Origin of the sequence: Micromonospora sp. NPDC005710 (assembly GCF_040630995.1) — a bacterium.
Lineage (GTDB): Bacteria > Actinomycetota > Actinomycetes > Mycobacteriales > Micromonosporaceae > Micromonospora.
This window is the reverse complement of sequence record NZ_JBEXYP010000001.1, coordinates 279310-290640: the sequence shown is the minus strand read 5'-3', so window position 1 is coordinate 290640 and position 11331 is coordinate 279310. Positions and strand designations below refer to the sequence as shown.

Annotated in this window: 9 protein-coding genes; 6 read left to right on the top strand and 3 right to left on the bottom strand. The window is 68.4% G+C overall.

Annotated features, from left to right (window positions below; all coding sequences use genetic code 11):
• Positions 1–39: 39 nt before the first annotated feature.
• Positions 40–2091, bottom strand: coding sequence for a S8 family serine peptidase (locus ABZ406_RS01415; RefSeq protein WP_357755079.1), 2052 nt, complete (start codon positions 2089–2091; stop codon positions 40–42).
• 319 nt (positions 2092–2410) lie between these two features.
• Here ABZ406_RS01415 and ABZ406_RS01410 point away from each other — a divergent pair, with 319 nt between their 5' ends.
• The 5 genes from ABZ406_RS01410 to ABZ406_RS01390 all read left to right on the top strand — a co-directional run bounded on the left by ABZ406_RS01410 (position 2411) and on the right by ABZ406_RS01390 (position 7541).
• Positions 2411–3292 (top strand): GH25 family lysozyme, encoded by an 882-nt coding sequence (locus ABZ406_RS01410; protein ID WP_357755077.1) that lies wholly within the window; start codon positions 2411–2413, stop codon positions 3290–3292.
• 334 nt (positions 3293–3626) lie between these two features.
• Complete coding sequence (locus ABZ406_RS01405) at positions 3627–3953, top strand: glycosyltransferase family 39 protein (RefSeq protein WP_357755075.1); 327 nt, start codon at positions 3627–3629, stop codon at positions 3951–3953.
• Positions 3905–4915, top strand: a complete 1011-nt coding sequence (locus ABZ406_RS01400) for a hypothetical protein (protein ID WP_357755073.1) — start codon at positions 3905–3907, stop codon at positions 4913–4915. Before ABZ406_RS01405 ends, ABZ406_RS01400 begins: the two co-directional genes overlap by 49 nt.
• A gap of 93 nt (positions 4916–5008) precedes the next feature.
• The gene (locus ABZ406_RS01395; RefSeq protein ID WP_357755071.1) at positions 5009–6277 is read left to right on the top strand and encodes a DUF1800 family protein; all 1269 of its coding nucleotides are present in this window, start codon (positions 5009–5011) and stop codon (positions 6275–6277) included.
• 1 nt (position 6278) lies between these two features.
• Positions 6279–7541, top strand: a complete 1263-nt coding sequence (locus tag ABZ406_RS01390) for a DUF1501 domain-containing protein (protein WP_357755069.1) — start codon at positions 6279–6281, stop codon at positions 7539–7541.
• A gap of 31 nt (positions 7542–7572) precedes the next feature.
• Here the strand turns inward: ABZ406_RS01390 and ABZ406_RS01385 are convergent, their stop codons facing one another.
• Positions 7573–9000 (bottom strand): sugar transferase, encoded by a 1428-nt coding sequence (locus tag ABZ406_RS01385; RefSeq protein WP_357755462.1) that lies wholly within the window; start codon positions 8998–9000, stop codon positions 7573–7575.
• Between the two features lie 248 nt (positions 9001–9248).
• Positions 9249–10175, bottom strand: coding sequence for an LCP family protein (locus ABZ406_RS01380; protein ID WP_357755066.1), 927 nt, complete (start codon positions 10173–10175; stop codon positions 9249–9251).
• A 334-nt stretch (positions 10176–10509) separates the two neighbouring features.
• Between ABZ406_RS01380 and ABZ406_RS01375 the strand changes: the two genes are divergently transcribed.
• Positions 10510–11328, top strand: a complete 819-nt coding sequence (locus tag ABZ406_RS01375) for an MOSC domain-containing protein (protein WP_357755064.1) — start codon at positions 10510–10512, stop codon at positions 11326–11328.
• The last annotated feature ends 3 nt before the right edge of the window (positions 11329–11331 follow it).

Sequence of the window (11331 nt, the reverse complement as noted above, 5' to 3'; positions counted from 1 at the left end):
GGTTTGTCGCGTCAGGACGCGACGGTCAGGCGTTGGTGCTTAGCCCACGGTCTGAACGACGTGGGTGAAGTCCGCCCCCGTCGGCCACGGGTCCTCAGAGGAGGGGTCGTAGCTGGCGATCAGCGGCGAGGTGGTGCTCGGTGCCACCACCATGTTGTAACTGGTCTGCGACTGCAGCCCCATGGTGCCGTCGCCCCAGTGGTAGAGCCAGAACGACTGCGGCGTGCCGAGCGTGGTGGAGTTGGCGATCAACGCGGTCGGCTTGCCGCTGCTGTTGACCGCGCTGGTGACGTAGCGCCAGTTGGTGTGGGACCGCAGCGCGACGCCGTCGTCCCCCAGGTCGAGCATGTCGAACTTCTGCGGGTTGCCGACGGTCGTGCCGTTGGCGATCACCGGCGACGTGGTGCTCGGCGCGGTCACGATCCGGCTGTTCTTCACCGAGTTCAGGACGACGACAGCAGCCGGCGACGCCCAGATGAACTTCTCGGCCGTACCGACAGTCGTGGAGCTGGCGATCAGCGGGCTGGCCCCACCCGACGGCACGGTGACGTACTTGCCGTTCACCTTGGCGATCAGGGTGGTCGTGCCGTCACCCTGCATCACCACCTGGAACCGCTCCGCGTCGGTGATGGCGCTGGCGTTGGCGATCAGTGAGCCGGCGCCGCCGGAGGTGGCGCTGACGTACTTGCCGTTCGCCCAGGACGAGAACGCGATGTAACCGGTGCCCGCGCTCACGATCGTGAACTTCTCCAGATCACCGATCTGGCTCGGCACCTGGCTGGCCTTGAGCGGCTGGGTGCCGCCCGTGCCGACCGTGACGGTCTTGCCGTTGGCCAGTGCGCGCAGGCCGGTGACCTGCGGAACCGCAGTGGTGCCGATGCGCAGCATCACGTCGCTCGTGCCGGTGAACGCCGTGTTGCGGACGACCCGGCGGGTGCCGCCGTAGACGAGGTTGTTACGCACCTGAAGGGGCGTCCACGTCGGGTTGGCGGACAGTGCGAGCGCGGCGGCGCCCGCGACGTGCGGGCTCGCCATCGAGGTGCCGCTGTACCTGTCGATCGCCGTGTCGCTGCTGGCCACCGACGACGGGATGTTGTGACCCGGCGCGTGGATGTCCACGCACTGGCCGTAGTTGGAGAAGTACGCCCGGAAGTCGACCTCGTCGGTCGCTCCCACGGTGATCGCCGAGGCCGCCCGGGCGGGCGACTGGAGGCAGGCGTCGTCGTTGTCGTTGCCAGCGGCGACGGCGTACGAGACGCCGGAGGCGATGGAGGCCTCGACCGCGGCGTCGACCGCGGCGTCGGCGGAACCGCCGAGGCTCATGTTGGCGACCGCCGGCTTCACCGCGTTGGCGGTGACCCAGTCGATGCCGGCCAGCACATCGGCGTAGGTGCCGTTGCCCTCGCAGTCGAGCACCCGCACGCCGACCAGCTTGACGGCCTTGGCCACACCGTAGTTGGTGCCGCCGATGGTGCCGGCGACGTGCGTGCCGTGCCCGTTGCAGTCGTTCGCGACCGGGTCGTTGTCGACGAAGTCGTACCCGTTGCTGGCCCGCCCACCGAACTCCTGGTGGCTGATGCGGATGCCGGTGTCGATGACGTAGGCGTGCACGTTGCTCGCCGTGTTCGGGTAGGTGTAGCGCTTGTTCAACGGCGCGAAGATCTGGTCCAGGCGGTCCAGGCCCCACGACGGCGTGTTGAGCTGGGTGTCGCTCTTCGACACCTTGCGGTTCGGCTCCACGTACGCGACCGAGGAACTGGTGGCCAGGTTCTTGGCCTGCGCCTCGTTCATCCGGGCGGCGAAGCCCCGGATCGAGCGGTTGTACGTGTGGGAGACAGCGCCGCCGTACTGCTTGGTGAGAGCCTTGGCGCTGGCACCGACGGCGGCCGCGTCGGCCTTGGTGTCCTTCAGGACCACGATGTAGCTGTCCTTGATGGCACCCTTGTCGGCGGACTTGAGGGCCCGCGGCAGCTTCTGCCCGTCCGACGGCGCGGCGTACGCGGCACCGCCACTGGAGATCGTTGCAGCTGCGACTACGGCGAGGGCGAGCCCTGCCGTGACCGAGCGACCAGCTCGGCGAAGTTGGAACACGTGAGACTCCCCGTGGGGTCAGCGTCCAGAGCGGACGCACTTGAAGGTCCCCGCCTTTCGGCAGAGACGCTGCCCATCTTCGTTGAACAGTGCCATCGATGGCTCAGCCGTTCGGACTGATTGATGGTGAACTCATCGGCGGGCTGTTGCTCCGCTACGGTTCCATTCACTTCTGCCGAGCGGGGCAGCGCGATGGGCCCTCACTTGCGTAAAGTGCGAGCGTACTTTCGCACCGGTTGATCCGCCGGTCCGCGCGATGTCGACGTGCGCTGACGAACCGCGAAGCGTCGGCTCCTGAGCAAGGAGATTCGGGCCACTCATGTCACGGAAATGGATTCCGGTGCTGGTCGCCTCGGCGCTGGCTGTCAACCTGCTCGGCACCACGTCCGCGGGCGCGGCGACCACCCCCGACGGTGGTGGCCGTGCCAGTGCCGGTGGCCCGGCGGGGGTCCGGCAGAACACGGTCTCCGCGCTGGCCAGCCCGCCTGCCGGCTACACGATCCAGGGCATCGACGTGTCCAGTCACGACCACAACCTCGGGCCGATCAACTGGGGTGGGGTGGTGGCGGAGGGAAACACGTTCGTCTACATCAAGGCCACCGAGGGAAACGACTACCTCAATCCGTTCTTCGACGGCGACTACACAGCGGCGAAGGCGGCGGGTCTCTTCGTCGGCGCATACCACTTCGCCCGTCCGGACGGGCGTGACCCGGTGGGTGAGGCCAACTACTTCATCGACAACATGCGGTGGGCGAAGGACTCCCGCACGCTGGTGCCGATGCTCGACTTCGAGTGGCCGTACTGGGGCGGCGCCCCGACCTGCTACGGGCTGACCCCGACGCAGTTGACCAACTGGGTTCGGGTGTTCACCGACCAGGTCAAGGCACGTATCGGCCGGCCGATGATGATCTACACGAACACCAACTTCTGGAACCCGTGCACCAACAGTGACGCCTCCTTCGGCGGTCTCCTGCTGGACATCGCCGGCTACACCACGACCCGGCCGCCGCTGCCCGCCGGCTGGGCCACCGAGACCATCTGGCAGTACGCACCCGGCGATTCGTCCCAGCCCGGCAACTACAGCAAGAACGTCTTCAATGGCGACTACGCGGGACTGACCCGGCTCACCAGCCCCGAGGTCAGCATCGCGCCTCCCGGCCGGCCGGTGCCCCGCCGGCCGATCGCGCCGAAGCTTCGGTGATCGGCGCGACAACGCTCCGGAACGTCGCCCGCAATTCATTACCTCGACACTTTGCCGTCGGGCAATTGCGAACGTGCGCCGCCGGGTGCGACCAGCCGGTCCGCTAGTCTCCTCGCAACATCACGGGTGGGAGAAATTGGTGCGCGCCGGAAAAAACGAGGTGGCTCCCTTCAGCATCGGTTCTGCCGTGATGTTGCTGGTTGCCGGTTGATCGCTGACGGGTGTTCCGCTCGACTGGGATGAGGGCGCGACACTTTCCGCGGCGACCCGGTCGTTCGGGGAGCTGCTCGATCTCGCCAGCTACAAGGACGCTGTCATCACGCCCTTCTACCTGGTGATTCACGTGCTGGTCACGGTCTTCGGCGAGTCCGATGTGGTCCTACGCCTGCCCTCGCTCGTGGCGATGGCGCTGGGCGCCGGGGTGACCGCCGAGATCGGTCGACGGGTGGCCGGGCCGGCCGCCGGAATTCTCGCCAGCATCATCTGCTCGGCGATACCCAGCCTGGTGTTCTTCGCCCACACGGCCGGCCGTACGCGTTCGCCTTCCTCTTCGCGACGCTCTCGTCCCTGCTGCTCCTCACGGCCGTGGCGTTCCCCTCCTGGTGGCGGTGGGTGGGATACGCGCTTTGTCTGGCGCTCACCGGGGTCTTCCACCTGGTAGCGCTCTCGGTGCTTGCCGCACACGTGGTGATCCTGGCGCTGGCGTGGTGGCCGGAGCGGGATCGCCGGCTGTGGCGGGCGGCAGCGGCGATAGCCGGCGCTCTGGTGGTCGTGTCACCGCTCATCTGGCTCGGTCGCAGCCAGCGGTACTCCCAACTGCACTGGGTGCAGACACCGACGTGGAAGACCGTCGGCGCGCTGCCCGGCGACGTCGCCTTCAGCCCGGTGGTGGGTTACCTGCTGGTGCTGCTCGCCGCCGCTGCCTACTTCGCCGTGCCGACCCGTCGGTACGTCGAGTTGGTGGTCCTCAGCACGGTGCCGGTCGTCGTTGTCATCGGTGCCTCGTTCATCGCACCGGTGTGGGTGCCGCGGTACGGCATCTTCCTGCTGGCGCCGGTCGCGGTGCTGGCGGCCGCGACGGTCACCATCTCGCGCCCGCGCGCGGTGGCAGTGCTGCCGTGGGTCGTCCGCGCGGCGGCGGTCGTGGCCGCGTTGGTGCTCCTCTCGCTGCCGGTGCAGCAGTCGGTGCGGCAGACGCACGACTCACCGGACACCCGCGGCATGGCCGCCGCCATCCACGACAACGTTGCCGGCGGCGACGTCGTCGTCTACACCGACTTCGCCTGGTCGATGCGGCCGACACTGACGCACTACCTGAGCGAGTTGGAGTGGGCCCCGGCGGTCCAGCCACCGGACATCCTGATGAAGCAGACGGCGGCCAGCAACGGGACGCTCGAGGCGACCGAGTTCATCGACATCCAGGGCCGGCTGGCCACTGCCGACCGCATCTGGCTCATCGGTCCGGCCGCTGGCGTCAACGGGGCGTCGGAGGACCCACTCACCGCCCCCGGATGGAAGATCAAGGATATCAGGCAGCACTACGAGGTGCGGCAGACCTACACGTTCGAGACCGGTCGGGAGGTGCTGCTCGGGGCCCGGAACGGGTCGACCACCACCGGTTAGGGCCCGCACGCGCCTGTCCGGGCTCTGCGGGGTATGGGTGGAAATCAGACCCGCGGCTCGACCGTCCCATCGACGTCGCATACATTTGCTGCCATGGCCGACGAACTCGCGTTGCTCCTGCGCCGCGCCGGTTTCGGCCCCACCGCCGCCGAATTGGCAGCGGCGAAGAAGGCAGGTTACGAAGCGACAGTCGCCGCTCTCACGGCGCCGACAGCCCCGGATGTGGGAGCCTCGCTGGCACCCGTGCCGGTTCTGGGCCCGGACCCTTTCTCCGGGTTGTCGCACCCGACCGCCGCGCAGCGTGCCACGGCGAGCGAGGAGCGTTGGGAGCAGACGAAGCGGCTCACCCGGTGGTGGCTGGACCGCCTCACGGTCGCCGATCACCAGACCCGCGAGAAGCTGTGGTTCTTCTGGCACGGGCACTGGGCCACCTCGGTGCGCAAGGTGATGCGGCCACAAATGATGCTGTTGCAGCACCAGAACCTGCGCAGCTCACTCGACTTCTCCGTGATGGCGCACAAGATGATCACGGACCCGGCCCTCGTCTTCTGGCTCGACGGCGAATCCAACACCCGTGCAGCCCCCAACGAGAACCTCGGCCGCGAATTGTTGGAACTCTTCATGCTCGGCATCGGCAGATACTCCGAACGGGACGTGAAGGCCGCGGGTCGTGCGCTCACCGGCTGGCGGATCGACTACGACGGCGCCCGCAGTTACTTCAACCCCGCCTGGCACGACAACGGGGCGAAGACGATTCTCGGTGCGACGAAGAACTTCCACGCCCACACGCTCGTCGATTTCCTGCTCAAGCAGGACAGGTGCGCCGCGTTCATCGCCGAGCGACTGTGGTTCCGCTACGCCTCGTCGACCGACCCGATTCCCAAGTCGACCCGGGACGCCATGGTGGCCTCGTTTCCGCACTCGATGTCGATGCTGCGGAAACTCTTCGAGGATGAGGCGTTCCGGGCCAGCGCCGGCAAACTGGTGAAGCAGCCGACCGAGTGGTTCGTCGGCGCGATGCGGCATCTGGGGCTGCGGCCAGGGGAACTGTCCGACGAGATGTCGACGTACGTCCTCAATGGTCTGGAGCGGCTGGGCCAGTTGCCGTTCGCGCCGCCGAGCGTCGAGGGATGGCCGGCCGGGGTGGAGTGGTTGACGGTGGGGGCGGCGCAGACCCGCCTGAACTTCGCCGGCCGGCTCGCCCAGTTGGTGCCGGCCCAACGGCTGACCCCGGAGGACGTGGCGCACGTGCTCACCATCGAGACCTGGACCAACAGGACGTACGCGGTCCTGAAGGCCACCACCGACCCGCAGCGGCTGTTGACAATCGGCTTGGCGAGCCCGGAATACCTGGTGACGTGACATGGATGCAGTGACCCGGCGCAGATTCTTCCTGGCCTCGGGCGTGGTCGGCGGCAGTGCTCTCGTCGCCGGTGCGGCCAAACTGAGCCTGGGCGGTCTGCTGCGGACCGCCAGTGAGGCGTCCGGCCGCGAAGACCACCGCAAGACGTCCAAGCTGGTCATCGTCACGCTCTACGGCGGCAACGACGGCCTCAACACTGTCGTCCCGTACGCGAGCTCGGCCTACCACGCGGCCCGGCCCGAGCTGGCCTACGAACCGGAGCGGGTGCTTCGCCTCGACGACGCGCTCGGGCTGAACCCGATGCTCAAGGGCCTGAGTTCGTTGTGGGGCGAGCAACGGTTGGCAGTCGTCCTCGGGGTCGGCTATCCGAAACCTGATCGCAGCCACTTCCGCTCGATGGACATCTGGCAGACCGCTTCGCCGAGCGGCCCGACCAGTTCCGGTTGGGTGGGCCGCTGGTTGGACGGCACGAGGGCCGCGCCCGAGGCGGCGGTCAGCTTCGAGCCGATGCTGCCACCCCTGCTCGCCGGCGAGAGCCGCACGGGGGCCTGCGTGAGCATCGGTGGGCTCAAGTTGCCGCCCGGACTCACCGCGGACCTGGTCGGCGCACTGGGGCGGCGGGAGCCGAACGAGTCGGAGCTGCAGGCCCGGGCCGCGGACGCGTACGCCAACCTCATCGACATCGACCAGCTCATCCGGGATGCCGAGGCCGCCAGCGCCGCGCCGCCGACCACAGTGCAGCCAGACAGCCCCGCCACGAGTACGGGTGGGTCGAACATCCTCTCCGCGCAGCTGTCGCGGGTGGCGCAGTGTGTCGAGGCCGGGGTCCCCACCCGGGTGTACTCGGTGAGCCTCGGTGGCTTCGACACCCACGCCTCGGAGCGGCTCGGCCACGAGTTCCTGTTGCGTCAGCTCGACCAGGCGCTGACCAGCTTCGCCGGCCGACTGTCGGGCACCGAGGCCGGTCGACAGGTCACCACTGTCGTCTACAGCGAGTTCGGCCGGCGGGTCCGGGCGAATGCCTCCGACGGCACCGACCACGGAACCGCCGGCCCCGTCCTCGTGCTGGGCTCCCAGGTCGCCGGCGGGCTCTACGGGGAGCAGCCGAGCCTGACCGACCTGGACGACGGTGACCTCAAGGCGACGACGGACTTCCGGGACGTCGTCGGCACCCTGTTGGCCTCGGTGTTGCAGGCCGATCCGGCGCGTTACGTCGGCGGCGGATACCAGCCGACGATGCTGCCGTTCCTCGCCCGCGACTGACTGTCACGACCGGACCGGCCGGTGGTGGCCGTCAGCGACCACCACCGCGGAAGACCTCCGCGACCGTCCGGAGCACCACCTTGACGTCGAGCCAGAGCGACCAGTTCTCGATGTAGTAGTTGTCGAACCGCGCCCGGTCGGAGATCGGGGTGTCGCCGCGCAGGCCACTGACCTGCGCGAGCCCGGTGAGGCCGACGGGCACCCGGTGACGCATCGCGTAGTTCGGATACTCGGCGGAGAACTTCTCCACGAAGTGCGGCCGCTCCGGTCGGGGCCCGACCACACTCATCTCGCCACGCACGATGTTCCAGAGCTGCGGCAGCTCGTCCAGGGACGTACGCCGCATGAACCGCCCGATGGGGCCGACCCGCCGGTCGTGCGCGATGGACCAGTTGGTCTGTGACTCCTGCTCGTCCACCGGGCGCATCGACCGGAACTTGATGACGTTGAACGGCTTGCCGTACCTGCCGATCCGCTCCTGGTAGAAGAAGATGCCGCGACCACCGTCGATGAACGTGGCGATGGCGCAGAGCAGCAGCACCGGGCTCAGCAGGATGAGCGCCAGCGTGGCGACGAGAACGTCGGAGGCCCGCTTGATGGCCCAGCGCGGGCCGGACAGGGTCGTGTCGCCGATCTTGGCGATCGGGATGGCACCGATGTGGTCGGGGTATCCGGCCTGGGACCGGGACCCCCACAGCCGCGGCACGACCCAGAGGTCGCACCGTGAGGTGTTGGGCTGGAGCAGGGTCGCGATCAGGGTGGACTCCGTGCAGTCCGGGTCGGCGATGACCAGGACGTCGCAGTTCAGCAACCGGACCAGTTGTTCGACGTTGTCGAGGGTGCCGAGCAGCGGAACCCCGCCGGAGTCCTGACGGGGCGACGCGTCGACGCAGCCGACGAAGCGCAGACCGTACTGCGGGTAGCGCCGCAGCAGCCGGGCCAGCTCCACGCCGATCGGACCACTGCCGATGATGATGGCGTTGTGCTCCACCCACCGCCGCCGCCGCGCGACGATGGTGAACTTCCGGCTCAGCGCACGACCGGCGATCACCAACACCGCGGAGAGTGCGACGGCGCGCATGAAGCTTGTCACGTACTCCACCGAGGCGTGCCGCTCGGCCGCGATGATGGCCACCACCGCGGCCGAAGCCAGCAGCCGCCCGCAGAGGATCGGCAGTTCGTCGAGGATGCTGACGTGCCGGCGGGCCCGGTAGAGCCCACCCGCCGCGAAGATCGCGACAGTGAGGGCGGCGTTGGCGAGCGTCCCGCGCCAGTAGTTCTGGGTCAGCAGCAGCGGAGTCAGCAGCGCCACGACATCGACCGGGGCCGTCATCATCCAGGCGCGCAGGAACCGCGTGCCGGTGGAGGCCTTGGAGCTGGCGTAGGGCAGCACCGCTGTCGTGTCGAGACCGGGAACCATCGCCTTGACCGCCGGGTCAGGACGTTCGACGCGGGGCATCGCGGCCACTGTTGGCGCGTCGTTCGCCAGCTCGCCCCCTGCCGCCGCCCGTTGTGGAGCCGCCTGCTGCGGCACCACCGGCTGCTGCGAGGCCCCGTCAGGCGTGCTCGAATAACTGACCGCCGAATGGCGTGACATGATCGTTCCTCCCCGTGACTACCCTCGGCCTTACATGTCGCGCCTTCGGGCGATCGCAGGATATGAGCCGCTCAGCTGCGCCGCCAGAGCCGGATGGACAATTGAATGCCCTACTTCCCGGCGGCCAGAATCTCCGGTACCGCGTCGCGCCGGACCGCGCCGTAGAACGTCTTTGCCTTCTCGGTGTTGGCGAATACGACGCTCTCGCTGCCGACCCGGCCGGTGCCCTTCGTCGGGCTGGTCAGGAAGGTCATGTTGCCGCCGCGCAGGCCGCGCAGGTCGGTCGCCATGTCCAGCAGGGACATCTTCTGGTCCACCGCGACCGCGCTGGACGAGGCCTTGACGAACGAGTTGAGCCGGCTCGGGTTGGTCAGGATGCCGCCGGAGGCTGCCTTGTCCATGATTGCCCTGATGACCTGCTGCTGGTGCCGGATCCGGGCGAAGTCGCCGTCCGCGAACTGCTTACGCTGCCGCGAATAGTCGAGCGCGGCCTCGCCGTCCATCTGCTGCATGCCCTGCTTGAAGTTGCGGAACGGCGGGTGGATCGAGGTGAACGACTTCTCCGAGTCGATATCGACGCCGCCGAGCGCGTCGATGATCTCAACGAATCCAGCGAAGTCAATGATCATGACGTGGTCGACCCGGACGTCGGTGAACTTCTCCACGGTTTGCACCATCAACGGCACGCCACCCCAGGCGTAGGCTGCATTGATCTTGGCGTCCCGGCCGCCGTTGTTGCCGTCCTTGGAACGCGGCACCGGCACCCAGGTGTCGCGGGGGATCGAGACGAGCTGAGCGCTCGATCGGTCCTTCGGAATGTGGGCCAGGATGATGCTGTCGGTACGCGAACCGGTAGTGCCCTCCGGATCACGGGAATCGCTACCCAGAATCAGCATGTTCAGCGCGCCCTTGGCCGCTGCCTGCGGACGACCCTCCTCGGGCACGTCAGCGAACGCGTCGACCCGGTCGATCCCGGAATTGATCGAGCGGAAGTAAAGCCCGCCTGCGATGAGACCGCTACCGCCGAGCAACGCCATCACCAGAAAGGTGATCAGAGCGACCTTCTGCCACCGGGGGCGGCGACGCCGCGATCGGGGCGCCTCAGTGGGCTCAGGCTTCGACTGCGGGTCAATGAACTGGGTCTGGGGTTCCACGTACTCCTGGCGATACTGCATGCCGCGATGCTACTGATTCTCGGTTACAGGCATGTACCCCGTCCGGCCCATCCGGCTGCACATCTGGCCAAAAGACTTCCTCCGCCAACGAATGCCTGAACCGGCTGTGAAGCAGCGGTGGACATCGCGCAGCTACGCGACGAGCCCGGCCAACCACTGGTACCTGGCGACGGGATCGGCATGGGATGGTAACCGGGTGCGGCTGACCTCGATTCACACGTACCCCGTCAAGGGTTCTCACCGCCTCGACCACGACGGCGCGTTCGTGCACCCCTGGGGCCTGGCCGGCGACCGGCGCTGGATGGTGGTGGACGCCGACGGCGTCGGCGTCACCCAGCGGGAGACCGCCGGGCTCGTCGGCCTGCGCGCCTCGGTGCGCCCCGGCGGTCTGTCGTTGCGCGCCGACGGGCGACCCGACCTCGACGTGCCGGAGCCGGCCGGTGGTGAACCCGAAGCGGTGCGCACCTTTCGCAGCCGTACGTTCCCGGTCCCCGCGCTGCCGGCCGGTCCGGCGGCCGACGACTGGCTCGGTGACCTGCTCGGCCGACCGGTCCGGCTGGTCTGGCTGGCCCAGCCGACCCGCCACGTGACCGCCGGGAGCCGCGAACACGACACCGGTGACCAGGTCAGTTTCGCCGACGCCTACCCGGTGCTGCTGGCGAACGCCGCCTCCCTCGACGGCCTCAACGACTGGCTGGCCGAGGCGGGGGAGGAACCGGTGCCGATGACCCGGTTCCGACCCAACCTGGTGGTGAGCGGTGCGCCGGCCTGGGCCGAGGACGACTGGGTCGGCCGGCCGCTGCGCATCGGCGACCGGATGTTCCGGGCCGGCGGGCCGTGCGAACGCTGCGTGGTGACCACCACCGACCAGGAGACCGGGGTACGCACGAAGGAGCCGCTGCGCACCCTCGGGCGACACCGCAACATCGCGCAGAAGATCCTCTTCGGACTGAACCTGGTGCCCCTCGACAGTGGACCACTGGCAGTGGGCGCCCCGGTCGTCGTCGAGTCCTGACCG

Coding starts and splice junctions, on each gene's coding strand:
- ABZ406_RS01395 (WP_357755071.1), top strand. CDS start 5,009: ATGGCCGACGAACTCGCGTTGCTCCTGCGCCGCGCCGGTTTCGGCCCC.
- ABZ406_RS01385 (WP_357755462.1), bottom strand. CDS start 9,000: ATGCCCCGCGTCGAACGTCCTGACCCGGCGGTCAAGGCGATGGTTCCC.
- ABZ406_RS01380 (WP_357755066.1), bottom strand. CDS start 10,175: ATGGCGTTGCTCGGCGGTAGCGGTCTCATCGCAGGCGGGCTTTACTTC.
- ABZ406_RS01410 (WP_357755077.1), top strand. CDS start 2,411: ATGTCACGGAAATGGATTCCGGTGCTGGTCGCCTCGGCGCTGGCTGTC.
- ABZ406_RS01390 (WP_357755069.1), top strand. CDS start 6,279: ATGGATGCAGTGACCCGGCGCAGATTCTTCCTGGCCTCGGGCGTGGTC.